The organism is Desulfitobacterium elongatum (assembly GCF_055378975.1).
In genome coordinates, this window is sequence record NZ_AP038772.1 from 4,631,631 (window position 1) to 4,653,275 (window position 21,645).

Consider the following 21,645-nt stretch of genomic DNA (forward strand, 5'->3'; position numbering starts at 1 on the left):
CCATACTTGTGATAAATATTACTTATCACAATAGTTGTTAGGTATGACAAAGGTCAGATGAACCTTCTCCTAGGAGAAAGGCCCATCTGATCAGACGCCCAATCCATTTAATCTATGGACAGGAATAAGATAGTTGCTATTGTTTTACGCCTTCCTTGAATTACTCTTCGTTAAACTCCAAGAAAGGTTTTTTCATGCTGACTAAGGCATTAACCATGAGCTCCACTAAGCCGCCGTAATGGACATTAAACTTTGATGTTGCACTATAGTACTCTAGTATATCTCGAATCGTCCCCTTACAGTTGGAGCAGGGTGCACAGACATACTTGACAATGGATGGATCCTCGATTGTATCTTGGAAGGCACCTAAAATCTGGTCGAATTTCATCCGGGCACTGACCTTATTTCTGAACTCTCCGAAGTTCATGGAATTCATAATGGCAAAGCCACTTCCGCCCCCACAACAGTAGTTATCTACGCCATGAGGGGTCATCTCCCGGAATTGAGGACAAATCGCTTTTAAGACATTACGCTGTGGCTGGACAATCCCCATTTGGCGGACGACATTACAGGGGTCATGCAAGGTAACCGGGAAATTATTTTTACTGGGGTCTAGCTTCAAGCGATTATTCTTCACCATATCCCAAAGTAAGGGCAAGCAGCTCTCCACAGGAACTCGATCATCACCATAAGACATACGGTCGGAAACAACCGCAGAGGCTTTATGAGCATGGCCGCACTCTCCGATGACGATACGTCGAACCCCTAATTCCTTGGCTGTTTTCATCTGCTGCAGGGCTATCTTCTTAGCTTGAGCATCATCATACCAAAGACCATAGTTCACGTTATCATAACCCATCATCTCGCTGCTTAACGTCCAGTTCAAACCAGCTTCTTCAAACAGAATTGCAAAAGCAATAGGGTTCTCAGGCCATGCCATATATTCCCCTGCATTATGCAGCAAGAGAATATCTGCACCCTTTTTATCCACAGGGAATTTGATTTTGAGACCATAGTGTTCTTCGATATCTTCTTCCAAAAACTCGAGGGTATCCAAGAAGACTGGCTTACTGATTCCTGTCGAAGACCCCGTTTTTAATTGATTAACAGTACCTTTGGCGTGAATAGGACTTGGCGCAATCCCCATCTCCTGACTAAAGATCTTACGGATCTCTTTGGCAAGAATGGAATTATCCAAGCCCAGTGGGCAGGTTTGGGCACAACGGCGACAGAGATTACACCGATAAGAGAGTTCTCCGAGTCGCGCAATGGTTTCCCAATTAACATCGATGTCCGCTCCAACGAAGCCTCCAAGGAGTTTTCCACTCTTCGTAAAATACTTCTTCACGATTTTGCGAAGGACTTCCGAACGGAAGATAGGGCGATAGAGCTCATTGTTCCCTGAAGCTTTAAACGTGTGGCAAGCATCAGAGCAGGTATTACATTTTGCACAGTACTCGAAGGATAAAAGGAGCGGTTGCAGCGCTCCATTATTGGCATCGGTAAAAATCTTTTCTAAGCCCTTAAGGAACTTTTGTACGAACTCGTCTTCTTCCTCTTTGCTTTGTGGTCGAATCAAGGTATCAATTCCTATATATCCATCTAACGATGCACAATATTTTTCTTTCCAGGTGGGTTTGGGATCGGTTAGCGGCGGTTCCATTTCTGGTTCGTCATAAGGTGCCTTGAGTGGCATTAAATTATCCAGCTTAATAAGCTGCTCCTCTGGACGCCCCATATCTCTCGTGCGTAAATCCTTTTGATTAATCATAATTTGCTCTCCTTCTTCCACAAATTCCTTTTTCCCAATAGCTTCATTTGACTTGAGTTGGAGTAAAACTCCACGTGTATCAAGTCTCTTTATTTTTTTGGGGGTATTGCCCCGTAATATGGGGTGCCGACCAGGAGTTTGCGGGACGATAAGATGTTGCTTGCTGTATTTTTTTCTCTATCTCACTGCCTTTTAAATTCGGGTCATTCTCCCAAAGGACTTTATGGAAGGTAAAATATTTACCTACATAGTGACTCATTTTACTAAGAGGAATATAGGTAAACATAATAAATAGCAAAATGAGGTGGAGCACAAATAAACCACTTGCTTCAAAAGGGGTAAAAGTGAGGAGGTTCGCCGTGATTTCGCGAGCGGAGTCAAAACTTAAATCACTGACCCAGACAAAGATTCCAGTGACAACGGCAAAATAAAGCAAGGCCAGATTAAAGTATTCTTGTGGAGTTGTATACTTTCTCAAGGTATCATCAAATAAGCGCCTCAGAAGTAGCATTCCAGAACCAAAGGTTGCAAGAATAAGCCCAACGAGTCCAGTAAACGCCGTAAGATAAAAGACTAAGCTTCCCCATACTCCACTCGAAGCACTAACTTGACCTCCACCGAGGAGTGTTACCGCTCCAACCACAAGCAGAAGCGTCCAAGCCATTAGAAAATAGATTCCTAAATGCAGAGCGTATGAGATCCACCATAAAGGTCTTTGGTTATCAAATAGCTTTTTAATAAAGAGCATTTCCTTAAGCATTTCAATCAGTTCAGTACCATGAGAAACGTGACGTTCTTTATTCCACCACTCTACCTCTTCATAGTAAGATCCACCGTATTCATGTCCTTTTTCTTTAGGGACAGGGTAGAGCTCCATGCGCCCGTGCAAGGGCATCTTGGCAAATTGATAAGCTTTGTAGGCGGATATTCCTACAAAGAGGAATATTGATAGATAAGCTATGAGACCGAGTAACAAAGGCCCCAACCTCCTTTTATTTGTTCCTTTTATCACTATTAAGTTTAAAATAACTAGGGGCAAGTTGTAAAATTCCCTTTTCTAATCGCCACAATTTAAGAATCTCATGGTTGAATTAATGTTTTTAAGTATAATCCAAGTGTCCTAAAAACATATATATTTTTCTTGTTCCAGATACTTATCATTAGATATAAAACCTGAATAGATATATGTCCCTCGAAAATAAACGGAAGTACTATTAAAATCAGCAAGGCGTACATGGAAACTATCTTATTACGGGTAAAATAATCTAGAGTTTTACTTAACTTAAATTAACGAAAGGCAGGTTAGCTCTAATGGATAAAAAGTTTCCAAACAGAGCCTCTAATCCAGATACTAAACCCTCGCAGAATCATAAGCCGGACAAGGCACCCAGCATGGATTCCCGGAACGGACATGGATTATCCAAGGATCAAGTCCTTCAAGGGAAAGACTAATCTAAAGACAAACGAATGACCTTTGCCTCAAACCGAGTCTTTCGGTGATTCTCTATTTTGGTTGATTCCCTATATTAAAAGGAAGATGGAAGGCAATCGCCTTCCATCTTCCTTTTCTTTGATCTATACAATTAGGAATAGAGGCTATTCTCAATACCCTAACACCTAACAATTCATAAAGGATTTAAAATCTATCTGCCATAGGAATCAACATTTTGTACATTTCAGGTGCGATGCTTGATTCCCAGTATCCTGTTACCTTAGCAACTCCTATAAATGCAAGCCAAAAGAGGACCACTACAATAGCCAGAGTCCTTTGCGACAGGGCAACGGATGATTTCGGCAGATCAAAGGTTAACGTATCACTTACAGGACATTGCTCTATGCAATTCAGGCACCCAGAGCACTCGGGTGACCTTACTACTAGCGCCTTATCCACTTTAAGTCGATTCGGGCATGCCACTGTGCATCTTCCGCACGAAATACATGAAGTTTCGTTCCTCCGTATTTTCCAAGGACTTAAAACACTCAATATCCCCAGTAACGCTCCATACGGACACAGATATCTACACCAGAAGTTCTGAATGAGGACCGAAAGGATCATAAGTGCTAGAATAACAGTAATCCCGACCCAAGTGATTCCTTTGAAAAATCCTAGCATTTTTACATCTGCGATCATGTTATAGGGTGTCTGTAAAAATGAATAAGCTGATTCCCCATCCATAAGTACGAAAATGAAGACAACGAAGAAACCAAGGATTACATATTTAAGCGATCTTAAACTATTATCTAGCCAACGTGGTGGAGTGAAATTCCTCTTAAACACCTTCTGTCCCACTAGGGCTAAGCCTTCAGATAATGTCCCAAAAGGACAGATCCAGGAGCAGAACGCTCTCTTGAGTAATAGGGATAAGCTCATAGCTGCTAGAAATATCACGAGTCCTGCTGGATGTATGCGGTCAAAAATGCCATTCGCAAGCCAAGACTTCAAAGCAAGCAATGCACTGATGGGAAGAAATGCATCTACCCCGGCTGGCCTTGCTACAAACTGTACTGAATTCGGATCAGAATAAGCATTAACGAAACGGATAAATTGAAGACCTATAACAACGGTAATAAGTGCAAATAGGTTCTGCACCCCCCTACGCCAAAGGTAGCTCTTATTATGTTTTGATAAAAAATTCTTCATCCTTTACAAACCCCTTCTGTCCAAGTAAGCACCTAGGTTCCTGTACAAAAAATATTTCTTGATAAATGCCGTACAAAATCTGAATTACAGTACAGAACTCCCTTAGTCTGTTTATCCTCGCCAATTGCTCACGACGCTACAGAGTCAATATAAATTATACTCTAAGGGTAATAGCAAGGGTGTGACAACAATCACAATTTGAGTTGAATATCTTCTTTCAACTTAAATTGACACACAGCAGAGTACAAACAAAATACCTTTATCCAGCAAATGAATTATAGCCGCACATTCCTGTGCGGGTTTTCGCAGGAATAATATTATTGCTATTCTCTAATAGTAGAATATTAGAATGCTATTACAAGATTGGAAGGAAGTAGCTTATGACAGAAAAAGAAAAAATGTTGAATGGAAAACCGTACAAAGCATCTGATGAAGAACTATTCGGTGAGCGCCAATCTGCTAAAGGAATGATCTTCGACTTTAATTCCTTACATCCAAGCGAAATCGAAAAACGAAATGAAATTATAAGAAGGCTATTAGGAAAGGTTAGTAATAATTTCTTTATAGAGCCGCCCTTTAGATGTGACTACGGATATAACATTACAATAGGTGAAAATTTTTATACGAATTACAATTGCACTATCTTAGATTGTGCTAAGGTCATAATTGGTAATAATGTAATGTTCGGGCCAAATGTAAGCCTTTTTACAGCAGGTCATCCTATACACTCTGAGACGCGTAGAATAGGTCTCGAATATGCCTTTCCGATAGTTATAGGTAATAATACTTGGATAGGTGGAGGGGTTATAATCAATCCAGGCATTGCCATTGGTGACAACGTTGTCATTGGCTCTGGAAGTGTGGTAACTAAGGATATTCCATCTCATTCTATTGCCGCGGGAAATCCTTGTAAGGTGATACGCAAAATTACTGACGAGAACAGACAGTACTATGTTAAACATAAGGCATTAACCCTCTAAGGACCTAATCTTCTCCATACCTTCTAGTGCCTCATGCAATGGCAAATTGCCTTTTTCTAATTCCTCTGGGCTTTTTAGACTTAGCCTTTCATAAAAAGCAATCCCTATGGGTAAAACAATGTTTCGGTGGACATTTTGGTCCAACAACTCAAAAAGCACGTCTTCGGCCTTGCCATATTCGGCAATGCTTTCATAATAACGAAAAAGCAATATCTGTGTTTCATAGGGAATTGAGAATTGCTTTACTTTATTGATGATTTCATTAATAAAATTGAGATTCGGACGTAGATAGGAACTGTTGCTTGATAACATCGTCTCGGCATAGATATTGAAACTTTTAAGGTATAAATTTAATGACTTATCCGGATGTTCTGAACCCAAATAAATATCGGCTTTTACTTTAAGTAACTCGGCTAACATAATACATTTTTTCGAGTTAACTTCATTAATACCACCAACTAACTTGATTAAGTCTCTGTACGCCAATCTTTCTATTGCTGCTTCACTCAACCCCGTAAATTGTTTCAGCGCCTCATTCAAAACCTGTTGTGCCTCTTCAATCTTCCCAGACGATTTCAACCCCATAATTTTAGCCAATACTGCAGTGAACTGCTCGATCATTCTCATAATATAATCCTTTTGAAACATGAGACCTCCAGAATTCTCTTCTTTTAAATACTTATCTTTGACTCTATTCTTAAACCTTATCCTCAAACGAATACTTATATGTCAGATAACATTCTGTGTTCCTACAAGTATTATATACTCCGCTTTTTACGAAGTAAAAAAGAAAGAGACAAATAAATTGATGGTCTTTGCAGTCACCTGGCAACGACATCTATCCTAAGAGGCCGCGCCAATTAGTCATTTAATGTGGATGTAGCGAGCCCAGCCGTAGAGCTATTCTATTGTACAATTACATAAATGAAGTTCCCTAAAAAATATGATTAGAATCACAGACCACAGGCGATCGTTAGCTTATAAAGTGACTTCAAAAAGGTTGAAAGCGATTCTATTGGTTTAGGCCAATAAAAATAAGTATCTGGAGCAAATTAAGGAGCTAAAGTCAATCTATTCTTAAACTCTATGTGAAAACCGCTGAAAGCGTTATTGCTTTCAGTGGTTTTCTATAATAGCCATTGGGAGTGTAATACTGATGTCATTCCCTGCATAATTCATCATAGTTCTCACTCCAGATGCAATTCCTCTCCTTTGAGGAGGTACGGCACCCATAATCGCACTGGGTTTCGGGGAAAAACATTTCTGAGCCCAAACCGGTAATAAATAAGACTGAAATCAAATAACATACTTTCACAGACAAGGGGGCTAGCAATTAACTGGAAATCCTACGTTTGATGAGAATGATACGCAACAAATTTACTGACAAGCATGTTAACCTTCCACTTTAAGCCATCCGTCAAAATGGTCAAATCAAGTTAATATTTAAAGCACTCTTTGTGATATCATTTATAATTTACCCACTTGTTAGCCTGTACAACATTGGCCTAGATTTCCTTATTTCTTTTCCCGCAATTATAACAATATCCTTTATGAACACAAATAATACCTCCGCACTCGGAGCAAGACCATCTTGATTTTTCATTTATTAGAAATCTTCTCATCCCCATTTGTTTTATATTTTCTAGATTCTCAATCATGCTCATTTTGTATTTGGTACGGTATCTTTTATCCAAATGTCTTAAATTATTACAGGGAAATTCTTTACATTCATAACAAAAATTCTTTTCATTTCTTTTAACCGTTTCGCAGTTTTTAATTTTGCATTCAACACGGGTGACAGGTTTTTTTAGGTCCGTCCCCTTACAACCAGGACATTTATTTTTTTCTCTCAAGTAAGCCATACAAATGCTGCAATTCATTCCGCAGGGAGCAATAATTAAAATTTCGTTCAATGATTCCATGATCTTATAATCCCTTATTTTTCAATACTGTTCCGACTGTAATGCTCATTGCAGGAATCACAAGATACCTTATTCCTATCTGTGTAAAATAATTTGCAATAGACATTCCTGACATTGGGATCAAAATCAACAAATCCAAGAGAATATTTATGCCAAACCATATGACTCCGGCGATGACTCCTTCCTTTAAATAAGACTCATTGATTTTTTTGAAATATAAAACCAATAGAATTGCACCAGAAATTGAGCCAACAACAATCATTATTGACTTAAAAAAGAAAACATCAATTATCAATTTTCCTTCCTTTGTGTAAAAAAAGATAGAGACCACAAAAGGTATAAGCCAAGCTAAAAAACCATAAAAGATATTTCTTAAATACTTTTTCATTGGAAGCCCATCTCCCTCTCATTTTTGTCTCTATAATACTGCACTAAACCTGACAACAGTATGTCATGTTTATGCGTAGGTGTTATAAACATTTTCTGCGATAGACTTAATCTTATTTCGCAGACTAACAGGTTCCAAAACCTCTATTTTGTCGCCAAATCCCAGCAGGAATCCATAGAGCCACCCGCCTTCTCCCATGTAGAAAGTGACTTTCAACCTGCCATCCTCCAAAATTTCGTAGTTATCCGTTCCAAAAATGTCTTCTACCAGATGTTTCATAGACTTATCAAACAATACTACTATTGACAAATGCTTATCTTTGTCAAATTCGTCGTCCCACTTTACCTTATCGATAGAAAATTCCCTGGCATTATAGCCGATATCTGTGACTATCAATTGGCTCATCCTTTTTAATTTAAACAGTCTGAAATCCTCCCTGAGCAGACAATATGCATAAAGATACCAGTTTGTTTCCTTAAAAACAATAACGCAGGGTTCCACTTTTCTTTCGGTAAGCTTTTCATTGGTGTAGTAGGTAAACTCTATTATTTTCCGCTCACGAATGGCTTTCTGTATTTCTCGTATTCTCAAGCCTAATTGGTCATTTTTGTTCCAGGATGACAAATCAATCATAATCTCATTACCAGTCGGTATGTATTCAGATTTATCTGCAATAGCAGTCATTTTGTCAATTAAAAGTTTAATTTTGACATCCTCACTGATACTGTGTAACCCTTTCAAACCAGTAACTATGTTGGAAACCTCATGGGAGGTGAGGAGATTCTTGTCAAGCTTGTATCCCTCAGCGATGCCAATACCGCCATCTGCTCCCTGATAAGTTACTATGGGTATCCCGGCCAGTGAAATTGCGTCTATGTCCCTATAAATTGTCCGCACCGACACCTCAAACTTGTCCGCTAATTCCTGTGCTTTTACTTTTTCATGGTTTGAAAGAAACATGATTATTGCCAGCATCCTATCAAGCTTCATCTTATTACATCATTCCATTCTTTTCCTCTCTTCAAATATAATATCATAAAAACCTGACACATATATGTCAGGTTAAAGAAACAATTGTTGCTGTCCAGCATCATCGGTAATGTCTACTTTTTCGGGTCACAAGCCGAATCACTAAATCACCATTTCAGTTGCTCCTTGCTTCGCTATATTCTACAAATGTACATCAAAGTTTTGTTCAATTCACTGGATGTTACGTCGCAGTCCAAGTAAGGCTGCACTTCTTAGTATGCGTTTGTAGCTTGGCGAACCCTCTGCCGATGAAGTCGCTAAGTATCATCAGCCCAGGAGCTCTTAACTTCCGTGTTCGAGATACGAAATACGAAAGTGTCCAGTGGACAGTTTCGCCGAAGCGGCAACTCTACAAAAAACACTTAGCCGCTGAAGTTGTAGTACATCATTTCGGCCAAGCCGCTGTGCTGGAGAACAACGCTACGCGGCGCCACGAAACAGTCCGGTGGACTGTTTCGGCCACACGGCAAACTGTCAAAGGAATACTATTGCCGTGTGAGCCGTACGGGTGGAACCAACCCCAGAGCATCATGCACACTCCGTAGTTTTTTACGCCGTAAAAAAGCAAAAAGACCATCTAAAATAGACGGTCTCTTTACGCTTACCTGGCAACGACTTACTTTCCCAGGACCCTGCGGTCCAAGTATCATCAGCCCTGGAGGTCTTAACTTCCGTGTTCGAGATGGAAACGGGTGGAACCCCTCCGGCATAATCACCAGATCTTTGAAGTTTCAAGCTCCTTTCGGAACCCTATTCCCTCAAAACTGCACAGATGTAATGTCTTAACTGTAATTAAGATAATCTCTTCCTCACTCAGACTTTCGCCCAAAGTGAGTGAACCGCTTGCCTGCGTTTGTTAGGTCAAGCCCTCGACCGATTAGTACCCGTCAGCTCCACGCGTCACCGCGCTTCCACACCGGGCCTATCAACCTGATCATCATTCAGGGGTCTTACCAGCTTATGCTGTGGGAAATCTCATCTTGAGGTCGGTTTCGCGCTTAGATGCTTTCAGCGCTTATCCGCTCCGGATATAGCTACCCAGCTGTGCCTCTGGCGAGACAACTGGTACACCAGTGATCCGTCCAACCCGGTCCTCTCGTACTAGGGTCAGATCCTCTCAAATTTCCTGCGCCTGCGACGGATAGGGACCGAACTGTCTCACGACGTTCTGAACCCAGCTCACGTACCGCTTTAATGGGCGAACAGCCCAACCCTTGGGACCTACTACAGCCCCAGGATGCGATGAGCCGACATCGAGGTGCCAAACCTCCCCGTCGATATGGACTCTTGGGGGAGATAAGCCTGTTATCCCCAGGGTAGCTTTTATCCGTTGAGCGATGGCCCTTCCACTCGGTACCACCGGATCACTAAGCCCGACTTTCGTCCCTGCTCGACTTGTTGGTCTCGCAGTCAAGCTCCCTTTTGCCTTTACACTCTACGCGCGATTTCCAACCGCGCTGAGGGAACCTTTGGGCGCCTCCGTTACTCTTTAGGAGGCGACCGCCCCAGTCAAACTGCCCACCTGACACGGTCCTCAACCCCGATTCAGGGGTCTAAGTTAGAACTTCAGTACAAAAAGAGTGGTATCCCACCGGCGACTCCACCAAGGCTGGCGCCCTAGCTTCTCTGTCTCCCACCTATCCTGTACATTTTATACCAAAATCCAATGTCAAGCTACAGTAAAGCTCCATGGGGTCTTTCTGTCCTGTCGCAGGTAACCCGCATCTTCACGGGTATTACAATTTCGCCGAGTCCCTCGTTGAGACAGTGTCCAGATCGTTACGCCTTTCGTGCGGGTCAGAACTTACCTGACAAGGAATTTCGCTACCTTAGGACCGTTATAGTTACGGCCGCCGTTTACTGGGGCTTCAATTCAAAGCTTCGCCTTGCGGCTAACCTCTCCTCTTAACCTTCCAGCACCGGGCAGGCGTCAGCCCCTATACTTCTCTTTTCAGATTGGCAGGGACCTGTGTTTTTGTTAAACAGTCGCCTGGACCTCTTCTCTGCGGCTCCACTTGCATGGAGCACCCCTTCTCCCGAAGTTACGGGGTCATTTTGCCGAGTTCCTTAACGAGGGTTTTCTCGCGCGCCTTAGGATTCTCTCCTTACCTACCTGTGTCGGTTTGCGGTACGGGCACTCTCTTGCTCACTAGAGGCTTTTCTTGACAGCTTGGAGTCGGTTACTTCGCTACTTATTTTCGCTCCCCGTCACCTTTCAGGCTTCTCGCGAGACGGATTTACCTGTCTCACACCCTACGGGCTTGGGCGTGCTCAACCAACGGCACGCTTAACCTATCCTTCTGTGTCACCCCATTGCTCAAACGCTTAAGAGTGGTACTGGAATCTCAACCAGTTGTCCATCGCCTACGCTTTACGCCTCGGCTTAGGTCCCGACTTACCCTGGGCGGACGAGCCTTCCCCAGGAATCCTTAGGTTTACGGCGGGTGAGATTCTCACTCACCTTTTCGCATACTCATACCGGCATTCTCACTTCTAAACGCTCCACCATTCCTTACAGAACAACTTCGCTGCATTCAGAACGCTCCCCTACCCCTGGAATGGAATTATTAAATCCTTAGCATTGACTTTACGCTGAGCCCCTAAAGACATTTGGGAATTTTGCTTTGATTAAAACTTTTGTCTTCCTTTGTGGAAGCAAAATTCCTGAAGTAACGTCTTTTGTGTTCTCTATCTAAAGACTTAATAATTCCATTCCAAGCCATAGCTTCGGTGATACGCTTGAGCCCCGTTACATTTTCGGCGCAGAACCACTCGACCAGTGAGCTATTACGCACTCTTTAAATGGTGGCTGCTTCTGAGCCAACATCCTGGTTGTCTGTGCAATTCCACATCCTTTTCCACTTAGCGTATACTTTGGGACCTTAGCTGATGGTCTGGGCTGTTTCCCTTTCGACTATGAAGCTTATCCCCCACAGTCTGACTCCCGATCTAAATTATTGGCATTCAGAGTTTGATAAGGTTCGGTAACCCGGTAAGGCCCCTAGCCTATTCAGTGCTTTACCGCCAATAATCATCGATTCGAGGCTAGCCCTAAAGCTATTTCGGGGAGAACCAGCTATCTCCGTGTTCGATTGGCATTTCACCCCTACCCACAGCTCATCCCCTGCCTTTTCAACGACAGTGAGTTCGGGCCTCCAGTAGGTTTTACCCCACCTTCACCCTGTCCATGGGTAGATCACACGGTTTCGGGTCTACAGCATGTAACTTATCGCCCTTTTCAGACTCGCTTTCGCTCCGGCTCCGGCTTCTCGCCTTAACCTCGCTACATACCGTAACTCGCCGGTTCATTCTACAAAAGGCACGCCATCACACCTCTAGGGTGCTTTGACTGCTTGTAAGCGTACGGTTTCAGGTTCTTTTTCACTCCCCTCCCGGGGTGCTTTTCACCTTTCCCTCACGGTACTAGTTCGCTATCGGTCGCTAAGGAGTATTTAGCCTTGGGAGGTGGTCCTCCCGGTTTCCCACGGGGTTTCTCGTGTCCCGCGGTACTCAGGATACCCTCACAGAATGTGCAACTTTCGCCTACAGGAGTGTTACCTTCTTTGCTCGATCTTTCCAGATCACTTCGGCTAGAAATCCATTCCTAAAAGAGGGTCCTACAACCCCGATCCCCGAAGGGGTCGGTTTGGGCTCTTCCCGTTTCGCTCGCCGCTACTCAGGGAATCGATTATTCTTTCTCTTCCTCCGGGTACTTAGATGTTTCAGTTCCCCGGGTTGTCTTCGTTAACCTATGAATTCAGTTAACGATATCCAGATATGACTCTGGATGGGTTGCCCCATTCGGGTATCCACGGATCAATGCATGCTTACTGCTCCCCGTGGCGTTTCGCCGCTCGCCGCGCCCTTCTTCGACTCTTAGCGCCTAGGCATCCACCGTACGCCCTTAGTAGCTTGACCAAACGTCCCGCCACATTAGGTTCTCAGATGTTTATCCTAATTTACAGTTAATTACTTTCTCTGTGCAGTTTTCAAAGAACACTTTAGAAAGATACCATACACGATTACTAGATAATCATGGTGGAGGTAAGCGGGATCGAACCGCTGGCCTCTTGAATGCCATTCAAGCGCTCTCCCAGCTGAGCTATACCCCCAACGACTGGTCTCTCAAAACTAAACAACAAGTAGTTTGCACTCAAACAGCTCTTTACAGGTTTCCCTGTTTGCCTCTTCGGCATTTGAGTCTTGCGACTCATCACCTTTGAACTCTTAATGCTAAAGCATCAGCTTTTTCAAAGGATCGACCATAGGATACGCTCACTACTAGAGTGAACCGTTCTCCTTAGAAAGGAGGTGATCCAGCCGCACCTTCCGATACGGCTACCTTGTTACGACTTCACCCCAATCATCGGCCCCACCTTCGACGGCTAGCTCCCTTTCGGGTTACCTCACCGGCTTCGGGTGTTGCAGACTTTCGTGGTGTGACGGGCGGTGTGTACAAGGCCCGGGAACGTATTCACCGCAGTATGCTGACCTGCGATTACTAGCGATTCCGACTTCATGTTCTCGAGTTGCAGAGAACAATCCGAACTGAGACCGGCTTTCTCGGATTCGCTCCACCTCACGGCTTCGCTTCCGTCTGTACCGGCCATTGTATTACGTGTGTAGCCCAAGACATAAGGGGCATGATGATTTGACGTCATCCCCACCTTCCTCCGGTTTGTCACCGGCAGTCTATCTAGAGTGCTCGACCTTACTCGTTAGCAACTAAATATAGGGGTTGCGCTCGTTGCGGGACTTAACCCAACATCTCACGACACGAGCTGACGACAACCATGCACCACCTGTCTCACAGCTCCCCGAAGGGCACTCCTAAGTTTCCTCAGGATTCTGTGGATGTCAAGCCTTGGTAAGGTTCTTCGCGTTGCGTCGAATTAAACCACATAATCCACCGCTTGTGCGGGCCCCCGTCAATTCCTTTGAGTTTCAACCTTGCGGCCGTACTCCCCAGGCGGAGTGCTTATTGTGTTAACTGCGGCACAGAAGGGGTCGATACCCTCTACACCTAGCACTCATCGTTTACGGCGTGGACTACCAGGGTATCTAATCCTGTTTGCTCCCCACGCTTTCGCGCCTCAGCGTCAGTTACAGTCCAGAAAGTCGCCTTCGCCACTGGTGTTCCTCCACATATCTACGCATTTCACCGCTACACGTGGAATTCCACTTTCCTCTCCTGTCCTCAAGATACCCAGTTTCCGATGCACTCCCAGGGTTGAGCCCTAGGTTTTCACACCAGACTTAAATATCCGCCTACGCGCCCTTTACGCCCAATGATTCCGGACAACGCTTGCCCCCTACGTATTACCGCGGCTGCTGGCACGTAGTTAGCCGGGGCTTCCTCCTCAGGTACCGTCATGTACAGGCATTATTTACACCCATACCGTTCGTCCCTGAAGACAGTACTTTACAACCCGAAGGCCTTCGTCGTACACGCGGCGTTGCTCCGTCAGACTTTCGTCCATTGCGGAAGATTCCCCACTGCTGCCTCCCGTAGGAGTCTGGGCCGTGTCTCAGTCCCAGTGTGGCCGTTCACCCTCTCAGGCCGGCTACTGATCGTCGCCTTGGTAGGCCTTTACCCCACCAACTAGCTAATCAGACGCGGGTCCATCCATTATCGGTAGCATTTTCAGAGGCCACCTCTCCTTAAGTGCTGATGCCAGCTCTTAAGCGTATCCGGTATTAGCCCTCGTTTCCAAGGGTTGTCCCGATTTAATGGGTAGGTTACCCACGCGTTACTCACCCGTCCGCCACTATCCAGCATCTAACACCCAGTATTCTCTGCTTCGTGTTGGTACTTATTGAATGCGTGGAGCGCTCATTCTTCGCGCTCTCGCTAGGCACCACTTACGAGCTCCAAAATACTCGGTGTTAGACACTGGACCGTTCGACTTGCATGTGTTAGGCACGCCGCCAGCGTTCGTCCTGAGCCAGGATCAAACTCTCCATAAAATTTATGAAGAAAATTTGATTGCTCAAATTATCTAATTCTTTAACTCTTGACGAGTCATTGGCTGTTCCTTGTTGTTTAGTTTTCAAAGACCATTTGTCGGCTTTCACCGTGTGTCGCACTTAGTGGCGACAGTTTTTAATTTTACCAGAGTGACTTCGGAAAGTCAACTCTTTTTTCCGTTCAAGCCTTTCGACTCTCGCGACGGAATCTTATATTAGCATGTTTACTCTCCCGAGTCAACACATAATTTTTAATTCCGCTTTGCAATCATGCCTTGAGGTCTTACCCCCAGTGCCTTTGAACGTTTCCGTCCGTTGACGCTTAGTTATAATACCACTTGCATGTTTGTCTGTCAACAAAAAAATCTGCAAGGCCCACCCCCTTTAGCGTTGTGATACGCCTGATGAATCTTGCGGCATAAAAATTACAGTTTTACAGAAGCTATAGAGAAATACATTGCTTTGGAGTATCTATGCAAATCAGAAGAATAATCAAAGGGATAATGAAGCGGGATTCTAAAGGAAGGCGTCAACAAGGGAATAATTCGGTCCATAATAATCAGTCAGAGGATCAAGATTCCCTTTCACTGACTCTTGATAAGAACCTACAGAAGGTCAAAAACATCTTTGATGAATCCAGTGATTTGGTTATTCGGGAATTTAAGATTGGGATCCACAACTCGATTAACGCCTTCATCGTTATGCTTAATGGATTAATCGATGAGAAAGCCGTGAATGCCGATCTCATTAATCCACTCATGTTTTTATCCCGTGATTTCAATAAGGACAATGCTTTAGCCGTCATTAGGGAAAGTGCTCTTTCTGTTGCCCTCGTGAAGGAGGGCAAATCCCTAGATGAGATAGTTGACGCCATATTGTCGGGAGATACAGTTCTATTTATAGATGAATCAAACATTGCCCTAATCGTCTCCTTGCGAGGCGCGAAAGTTCGAAACGTTGAGGAACCGGATACTGAGGCAGTAGTCAGAGGACCTCGTGAAGGTTTCGTGGAGAGTATAGGCACCAATATATCTCTTCTTAGGAGAAAAATGAGGAATCCAGCTCTTAAATTTTTTCCTTTGAAGATCGGCCGGCAGACAAAAACTGATATCTGTGTTGCTTACTTAAAGGGAATTGCCAATGACAAAATCGTGCAAGAAGTTAAGAATCGACTTACTAGAATCGATACGGATTCCATCTTAGAATCAGGCTATATTGAGGCCTTCATCGAAGATGCACCCCTGTCCCTTTTCCCGACCGTTGGCTCGACTGAAAAGCCCGATATTATCAGCGCCAAACTATTGGAGGGGCGTATAGCCATCTTAGTGGATGGCACTCCCTTTGTTCTAACTGTTCCTTATTTATTTATTGAAGCTTTTCAAAGTTCTGAAGATTACTATGCCCGGCCGTATTTCGCCACATTTCTTCGTTGGCTCCGCTGGATAGCCTTCTTTTTCGCCACGACGTTACCTGGGCTATATGTTGCCATCACGACCTTCCATCAGGAATTTTTACCACCCGCACTCTTGGTGAGTATAGCAGCAGCCCATGAGGGAACACCTTTTCCCTCTGTTGTAGAAGCCCTCTTGATGAATACGATTTATGAGATTTTGCGGGAAGCTGGGGTACGTCTACCTAGGCCCATCGGCCAGGCTATAAGTATCGTGGGCGCACTCGTAATCGGGGAAGCAGCGGTCTCTGCTGGACTAGTCGGCGCTCCCATGGTTGTTGTAGTTGCCCTCACTGCCATCTCCGCCTTCGTGGTTCCGACTCTGATTGACATTAGCACTCTCATTCGATTTATCCTGATTATCTTGGCAGGCTTTTCCGGTTTATATGGAATGGTGTTAGGATTTATCTTTTTTCTTACACACCAAATATCCCTTCGTTCTCTCGGGGCACCCTACATGTCCCCTTTAGCCCCATCCACTCTTTCTGACTATAAAGATATCCTGATTCGAGCCCCCTTATGGGCGATGCGCACGAGGCCCCGTGTTCTTGGCGAGAAAGACTCTAATAGGCAAAAGCCAAACGGCATGCCCGCTCCCCCGAAAGATCATAAAGGAGAAGAATAGCATGTCGGAAGAAGGACGAGTTACAGCTAAACAATTGATCTTACTGATCGTCCTAAATCGAATTATTATAACGATTACGTATCTCCCAGCATTGAATGAACCCCCAGCGAACCAGGATGTTTGGTTATCCATACTGCTATTTTTCCCTCTGCAATTGTTACTTGCACTCCCTATTTACTTACTATGGAAAAGGTTCCCCAATCAAACAATCATTGAGTATAGTCAGACGGTTGCTGGCAAAGCAGGTAAACTGGTAGGGTTCTTGTTAATTGCGTACATTCTACAATCTACTGCCATTACTTTAGCTCCGTTTGGTCTCTTCTTTACGAGTACCATCATGCCCGAGACTCCTATTCTTTTCTTTTATGTGACGTTAGTTCTCATCTGTGCCTACGCCACTCAAAAGGGACTTGAAGTGATTTGCCGTTTGTCCGAATTTTTCGCACCCATCGTTCTGATAGCCATTACTACGGTTTCCATATTCCTTGTTAAGGATATGGACTTGAAGGAACTTACCCCAGTCCTGGAAAAGGGACTACTTCCTGTACTTCAGGGAGGATTAATCTATACGGCTCGTACCGTCGAAGTTTTAGGGTTAGCGATGCTACTTCCCTATATAAATGACCGTCAGAAAGTTAAAAGGGTCTTTATCATTAGTTTTGCCTTAATTACTCTTTTGTTTCTGATTATTGCTCTCCCCGTACTCACAGTTTTCGGATTAGAGGAAAGAAAAGCCCTCAACTTCCCGTTCTTCTCTTTAATTAGGCTTATTAATATCGGTGATTTTCTTGAGCGAGTGGAATCCATCCATATGATGATTTGGGTTTTAGGTATTTCCGTCAAACTATCCTTTCTATACTACTTAAGCGTGTTGGGATTAAGTCAACTCTTGAATCTAAGAGACTATAAATCACTTATTCTACCGATAGGGGCGATTATTATTCCGCTAAGCATTTTAATGGCTCCTAGTATTGTTGAATTACAAGCGTTTACCTCCTACAAAATTTTCACTGGGTATAGCCTCTCTTTTCTCTTCATCCTACCATCCCTTCTTCTTCTAACTGCAATCATCCGTAAAAAAGGAGTAAGGCAAAAATGAAGAAATCTATTCCTCTCTACATTCTGTGTGTAGTTCTGTTCGTTATGTTAACAGGCTGTTGGAATCGAAGAGAATTAAATACTCTAGCTGTCGTTCAAGCCTTAGGGATTGATCGTACCGAGAACGGACAAATCAGCATTACCGCTCAAATACTCAGACCGAGTGAGGTCAAAGAAGCATCAGCGACTGAGGGGGGAGCAGTCTGGGTGGTAACAAGTACAGGCGATACCGTTTTTGATGCGATTCGGAATGCGTCTCTCAAAACGACTCGTAAATTATATTTCTCCCATAATAAAATCATCATTATCGGGGAAAAAGCAGCGCGAGCTGGTGTTATACCACTCCTTGATTTTCTGAGCCGGGATCCCGAGGTTCGAGAGCTTTCCTATATTTTCATTGCACAGGGAAAAGCAGAACCAATTCTCCAGGGAGTGCATGAACAAGAGAATAACCCAAGTCATGCTATCGAAGGCTTAGTCGAAGCGACAAAATCCTCCTCTAAGCTACCTAAAAGAAATTTAAAAGATTTTATTGGCACCTTAGATAGTCCAACGATTAGCTCTGTTGTACCTGGCATTAAACTCTTAGATAAAAAAAGTAATGGAAAATCTATAGGGGTGATTGATCTTGACCAGACGGCCATTTTCAAAAAGGATAAACTTATCGGTTGGTTTGATGGGAGAGAAACTCGCGGGCTTCTTTGGGTATTAAACGAAGTCAAAAGTGGGATTATCATCGTCAATTCCCCCAAAGAGGAGAATAAAAATGTCAGCTTGGAGATTATCCAATCTACCAGCAAGATCAAGCCGGAAATTACGGATGAAAAGTTAACCATAACAGTTGAGGTTAAAGAAGAAGGGAATCTGGCTGAGCAAATGTCCGCAGTGAATTTAACCCAACCCGATACCTTTCACGAACTTGAACTCAGGCAAGCTGCTACCATTGAAGAAGAGATTACTGCTGCCCTCACAAAAGCTCAAGCCTGGGGAGTCGACATCTTCAAATTCGGAAAAGAGTTCCATCATAAATTTCCCCGAGAATGGTCAGGACTTGAAGAAAATTGGGAGGAAGAATTTAAGGAGCTTGCGGTTAATGTGGAGGTTGTCGCTAAGCTTGAACGTGTAGGGCTTACCACTACCCCACTAGAAACAGAGGAATCGGAAAAGAAAAAAGGTGAGAAATAACAGGATGAAAATATTAATATTAGTACTTTTGTTTGCCGGCCTAGCGCTTATAGATATTCCAAAACTTATGCGCAAGAAGCAATGGCCCGAGCTTATAACATCTTCTGTTCTTCTAAGCATTGGCTTTCTACTAAGCCTTCTTCAGATTATCGGAGTGGATGTGCCCAATCCTAATAAAGGAATCGAGAATCTAATTAAAATGATAACCCAATAGCCTCCGCGAAATTTCAACACTCTTTTTCAAAGCGTTTAACAAAGCGAGGTCTAAAGCATGTTAGAAGGTGGCAAAATCTCCGCTAGACAAGTGATCTTGCTTGTTTTTAGCGGCAGGATTACGATCTTAATTGCATTTCTCCCGATACTTGTCGCCCCGCCTGCTAATCAAGATGTCTGGCTAAGTGTTTTAGTTATGGCCCCCATTAATTTAATCATAGCCATCCCTATTTATCTCTTAGTTAAAAGGTTTCCTAATCAGACACTTTACGAGTACTGCCAAACCATTATGGGCAAAGCAGGTCAAGTGCTAGGACTCCTTTTCGTCTGGTTCTCTCTTCATACGAGTGCACTATCGCTAAGCAATTTTTCTAAGTTTTTTACAACAACGATCATGCCTGAAACGCCTTCACTTTTTTTCATCATTACTTTAACTCTTGTTTCTGCTTATGCCGTCCATCATGGAATTGAAGTTCTGGGCCGTTTTTCAGAATTTATAGCCCCGTTTATCATGCTAACGATTATCACGATTTTCCTATTACTGTCTAAGGATATTGATTTCCACGAGTTAACTCCTATCCTAGAAAAAGGGATCTATCCTACACTTTTGGGTGGCCTATACGCTTCTTCCCTGATGATAGAGACATTAGGGTTTGGCATGATTCTTCCCTTTCTTAATGATCAAGGAAAAACCAAGAAAGTTATTCTATTTAGCACCCTACTTCTAGTACCCTTTATATTAATCATAACCTTCGCAGTACTTATGACTTTCGGATCGGAATTGGCTAAAACCTTTGTTTATCCACCCTACAATGCAGTACGATTTGTCCATGTGGGGGATTTTCTAGAGCGAATTGATGCCATTTATATCGGTATCTGGATTCTTGGAATGTTTATCAGAGTCTCATTTACTTACTATCTAGCTGTGCTTGGAGTAAGCCAGCTTTTCCATCTCAAAGACTATAAACCCCTTATCCTTCCAACTGGAACCATTGTTGTCTCCTTAACAACTCTCATTAATACCAGCGTCGTTGAACTGAGGGAGTTTGTTTCCTATCGAGTCTATACCTGGTACAGTTTGTTTTTTATCCTGTTTATCCCCTCTCTTCTGCTTCTAACTGCCAAAATCCGCAAAAAAGGAGAACGCTCGCGATGAAAAAGCGGATCCTTATCTATATCCTATGTCTATTATTACCCCTCCTCTTGTCCGGTTGTTGGAATCGAAGAGAACTTGATGCAATTTCTGTGGTGGAAGCAATAGGTATTGATAAGCTTGAAAATGGTCAAATCAGCCTAACCTATCAAATTCTTAGACCCTCTGGAGTGAAGGGATCCTCAACAAGCGGGGGAAAAGGGGGAGGGGGGAAAAGCGTTTGGGTCGTAACAGCTACAGGGGAAACTGTTTTTGATGCCATTCGAAATGCCACAAAACAGGTGGATCGGAGATCCTACTTTGCTCATAATAAGGTAATCGTCATTGGTGAAGAATCAGCCAAATCCGGGATTGCACCACTCCTCGACCTGGCTAACCGTGATCCAGAGCTCCGCGAGCTGGTCTATGTCTTTATCACGAAGGGCAAAGCAAGGGATATCATAGAAGCCGAGCATCCACAAGAAAAGATTCCGGCTAAAGGGATCGAAAACTTAGCTAAAGCAACGAGGGCTTCCTCTAAGGTTCCCCAAGTAGTTTTGGTTGACGTCTTAAAAAACCTTGTAAGTAAAACAAATGACCCTTTCATTCCAGGGATAGAATTGACAGAACGGAAGGAGGACGAAACCGTAGGAAAGATTGTCGAACTCCATGAGACGGCGATTTTTAAGGACGATAAACTAGTCGGTTGGTTTAGCCCTGAAGAAACTCGAGGATTGCTCTGGATTTTAGGAGAGGTTAAAAGCGGGATTATCGTCGTTAGCTCACCGGGTGATGAATCGAAAAATGTAGCATTGGAGATTATCCGGGCCTCTAGTAAAGTAACCCCTGAGATGGACGAGGGTAAACTCACCGTTACGGTTGAGGTAAAGGAAGAAGGTAATCTTGCCGAGCAGATGTCTCAAGTCGACTTAAACAAACCGGACGCTTTTAAGCAATTGGAAGAAAAACAAGCAGCTGTAATTGAAGAGGAAATTCGAGCCGCCATAAACAAAGCCCAAAAATGGGGAGTTGATATCTTCAAATTTGGAGAGAAGTATCACCGTAAATTTCCTGCTGAATGGCCAGAACTTGAAGAAAACTGGGATGAGGAGTTTCCAAACATTGAAGTTAACATCGTCGTTGATGCTAAACTCCGTAACATGGGTATAACTTCCAAGCCTATAGGAGGAGAAGGGGAGTAAATATTGGTTACTACTAAGAGTAGTTCAAAGCTTCTATTCTGA

At 43.5% G+C, this 21,645-nt stretch carries 15 protein-coding genes, 1 tRNA gene and 3 rRNA genes; 8 read left to right on the forward strand and 11 right to left on the reverse strand.

What is annotated here, in order from left to right; all coding sequences use genetic code 11:
• Nucleotides 1-160: 160 nt before the first annotated feature.
• The gene (gene dsrK, locus ACZ42W_RS21795; RefSeq protein ID WP_464167352.1) at nt 161-1,771 is read right to left on the reverse strand and encodes a sulfate reduction electron transfer complex DsrMKJOP subunit DsrK; all 1,611 of its coding nucleotides are present in this window, start codon (nt 1,769-1,771) and stop codon (nt 161-163) included.
• Between the two features lie 79 nt (nt 1,772-1,850).
• Entirely contained in the window at nt 1,851-2,747 is an 897-nt protein-coding gene (locus tag ACZ42W_RS21800; protein ID WP_464167353.1) for a respiratory nitrate reductase subunit gamma, read from the reverse strand.
• Nucleotides 2,748-3,082: 335 nt separating this feature from the next.
• On the opposite strand from ACZ42W_RS21800, the gene ACZ42W_RS21805 reads away from it, so the two are divergent.
• Nucleotides 3,083-3,223, forward strand: a complete 141-nt coding sequence (locus ACZ42W_RS21805) for a hypothetical protein (protein ID WP_464167354.1) — start codon at nt 3,083-3,085, stop codon at nt 3,221-3,223.
• Between the two features lie 184 nt (nt 3,224-3,407).
• Here ACZ42W_RS21805 and ACZ42W_RS21810 read toward each other — a convergent pair whose 3' ends face one another.
• The gene (locus ACZ42W_RS21810; protein WP_464167355.1) at nt 3,408-4,412 is read right to left on the reverse strand and encodes a 4Fe-4S binding protein; all 1,005 of its coding nucleotides are present in this window, start codon (nt 4,410-4,412) and stop codon (nt 3,408-3,410) included.
• Nucleotides 4,413-4,792: 380 nt separating this feature from the next.
• Between ACZ42W_RS21810 and ACZ42W_RS21815 the strand changes: the two genes are divergently transcribed.
• On the forward strand, nt 4,793-5,392 hold the full coding sequence (locus ACZ42W_RS21815) for a sugar O-acetyltransferase (RefSeq protein ID WP_464167356.1): 600 nt from the start codon (nt 4,793-4,795) through the stop codon (nt 5,390-5,392).
• On the opposite strand, the gene ACZ42W_RS21820 is transcribed toward ACZ42W_RS21815, so the two are convergent.
• The 8 genes from ACZ42W_RS21820 to ACZ42W_RS21855 form a co-directional block, all read right to left on the reverse strand.
• Entirely contained in the window at nt 5,381-6,040 is a 660-nt protein-coding gene (locus ACZ42W_RS21820) for a DUF6483 family protein (RefSeq protein WP_464167357.1), read from the reverse strand. The genes ACZ42W_RS21815 and ACZ42W_RS21820 overlap by 12 nt on opposite strands.
• An 857-nt stretch (nt 6,041-6,897) precedes the next feature.
• Nucleotides 6,898-7,314: a DUF3795 domain-containing protein gene (locus tag ACZ42W_RS21825; protein ID WP_464167358.1), complete on the reverse strand. Its 417-nt coding sequence runs from the start codon at nt 7,312-7,314 to the stop codon at nt 6,898-6,900.
• A 4-nt stretch (nt 7,315-7,318) separates the two neighbouring features.
• The gene (locus ACZ42W_RS21830; RefSeq protein ID WP_464167359.1) at nt 7,319-7,702 is read right to left on the reverse strand and encodes a hypothetical protein; all 384 of its coding nucleotides are present in this window, start codon (nt 7,700-7,702) and stop codon (nt 7,319-7,321) included.
• A gap of 69 nt (nt 7,703-7,771) precedes the next feature.
• Nucleotides 7,772-8,692, reverse strand: coding sequence for a helix-turn-helix transcriptional regulator (locus tag ACZ42W_RS21835; protein ID WP_464167360.1), 921 nt, complete (start codon nt 8,690-8,692; stop codon nt 7,772-7,774).
• A 642-nt stretch (nt 8,693-9,334) separates the two neighbouring features.
• Nucleotides 9,335-9,451: ribosomal RNA gene (gene rrf, locus ACZ42W_RS21840) — 5S ribosomal RNA — on the reverse strand.
• Nucleotides 9,452-9,588: 137 nt separating this feature from the next.
• Nucleotides 9,589-12,649: ribosomal RNA gene (locus ACZ42W_RS21845) — 23S ribosomal RNA — on the reverse strand.
• A 118-nt stretch (nt 12,650-12,767) separates the two neighbouring features.
• Nucleotides 12,768-12,843, reverse strand: a tRNA-Ala gene (locus ACZ42W_RS21850).
• Nucleotides 12,844-13,035: 192 nt separating this feature from the next.
• A 16S ribosomal RNA gene (locus ACZ42W_RS21855) occupies nt 13,036-14,698 on the reverse strand.
• The 16S, 23S and 5S rRNA genes sit together here with 1 tRNA gene alongside, the layout of an rRNA operon.
• Before the next feature lie 473 nt (nt 14,699-15,171).
• Here ACZ42W_RS21855 and ACZ42W_RS21860 point away from each other — a divergent pair.
• From ACZ42W_RS21860 to ACZ42W_RS21885, 6 genes are read left to right on the forward strand one after another with little or no spacing between them, the layout of a single operon-like run.
• A complete protein-coding gene (locus ACZ42W_RS21860; RefSeq protein ID WP_464167361.1) occupies nt 15,172-16,773 on the forward strand; it encodes a spore germination protein in 1,602 nt (533 codons plus the stop codon).
• Between the two features lies 1 nt (nt 16,774).
• On the forward strand, nt 16,775-17,872 hold the full coding sequence (locus ACZ42W_RS21865) for a GerAB/ArcD/ProY family transporter (protein ID WP_464167362.1): 1,098 nt from the start codon (nt 16,775-16,777) through the stop codon (nt 17,870-17,872).
• Complete coding sequence (locus ACZ42W_RS21870; RefSeq protein WP_464167363.1) at nt 17,869-19,056, forward strand: Ger(x)C family spore germination protein; 1,188 nt, start codon at nt 17,869-17,871, stop codon at nt 19,054-19,056. Before ACZ42W_RS21865 ends, ACZ42W_RS21870 begins: the two co-directional genes overlap by 4 nt.
• A 4-nt stretch (nt 19,057-19,060) precedes the next feature.
• Nucleotides 19,061-19,270, forward strand: a complete 210-nt coding sequence (locus ACZ42W_RS21875; protein ID WP_464167364.1) for a hypothetical protein — start codon at nt 19,061-19,063, stop codon at nt 19,268-19,270.
• A 57-nt stretch (nt 19,271-19,327) separates the two neighbouring features.
• A complete protein-coding gene (locus ACZ42W_RS21880) occupies nt 19,328-20,425 on the forward strand; it encodes a GerAB/ArcD/ProY family transporter (protein WP_464167365.1) in 1,098 nt (365 codons plus the stop codon).
• Nucleotides 20,422-21,603, forward strand: coding sequence for a Ger(x)C family spore germination protein (locus ACZ42W_RS21885; RefSeq protein ID WP_464167366.1), 1,182 nt, complete (start codon nt 20,422-20,424; stop codon nt 21,601-21,603). Before ACZ42W_RS21880 ends, ACZ42W_RS21885 begins: the two co-directional genes overlap by 4 nt.
• Nucleotides 21,604-21,645: the final 42 nt, after the last annotated feature.

What these genes read in the sequence shown, in the direction of transcription:
- dsrK (WP_464167352.1), bottom strand. Translation starts at nt 1,771, where the DNA reads ATGATTAATCAAAAGGATTTACGCACGAGAGATATGGGGCGTCCAGAG.
- ACZ42W_RS21805 (WP_464167354.1), top strand. Translation starts at nt 3,083, where the DNA reads ATGGATAAAAAGTTTCCAAACAGAGCCTCTAATCCAGATACTAAACCC.
- ACZ42W_RS21810 (WP_464167355.1), bottom strand. Translation starts at nt 4,412, where the DNA reads ATGAAGAATTTTTTATCAAAACATAATAAGAGCTACCTTTGGCGTAGG.
- ACZ42W_RS21815 (WP_464167356.1), top strand. Translation starts at nt 4,793, where the DNA reads ATGACAGAAAAAGAAAAAATGTTGAATGGAAAACCGTACAAAGCATCT.
- ACZ42W_RS21820 (WP_464167357.1), bottom strand. Translation starts at nt 6,040, where the DNA reads ATGTTTCAAAAGGATTATATTATGAGAATGATCGAGCAGTTCACTGCA.
- ACZ42W_RS21825 (WP_464167358.1), bottom strand. Translation starts at nt 7,314, where the DNA reads ATGGAATCATTGAACGAAATTTTAATTATTGCTCCCTGCGGAATGAAT.
- ACZ42W_RS21830 (WP_464167359.1), bottom strand. Translation starts at nt 7,702, where the DNA reads ATGAAAAAGTATTTAAGAAATATCTTTTATGGTTTTTTAGCTTGGCTT.
- ACZ42W_RS21835 (WP_464167360.1), bottom strand. Translation starts at nt 8,692, where the DNA reads ATGAAGCTTGATAGGATGCTGGCAATAATCATGTTTCTTTCAAACCAT.
- ACZ42W_RS21860 (WP_464167361.1), top strand. Translation starts at nt 15,172, where the DNA reads ATGCAAATCAGAAGAATAATCAAAGGGATAATGAAGCGGGATTCTAAA.
- ACZ42W_RS21865 (WP_464167362.1), top strand. Translation starts at nt 16,775, where the DNA reads ATGTCGGAAGAAGGACGAGTTACAGCTAAACAATTGATCTTACTGATC.
- ACZ42W_RS21870 (WP_464167363.1), top strand. Translation starts at nt 17,869, where the DNA reads ATGAAGAAATCTATTCCTCTCTACATTCTGTGTGTAGTTCTGTTCGTT.
- ACZ42W_RS21875 (WP_464167364.1), top strand. Translation starts at nt 19,061, where the DNA reads ATGAAAATATTAATATTAGTACTTTTGTTTGCCGGCCTAGCGCTTATA.
- ACZ42W_RS21880 (WP_464167365.1), top strand. Translation starts at nt 19,328, where the DNA reads ATGTTAGAAGGTGGCAAAATCTCCGCTAGACAAGTGATCTTGCTTGTT.
- ACZ42W_RS21885 (WP_464167366.1), top strand. Translation starts at nt 20,422, where the DNA reads ATGAAAAAGCGGATCCTTATCTATATCCTATGTCTATTATTACCCCTC.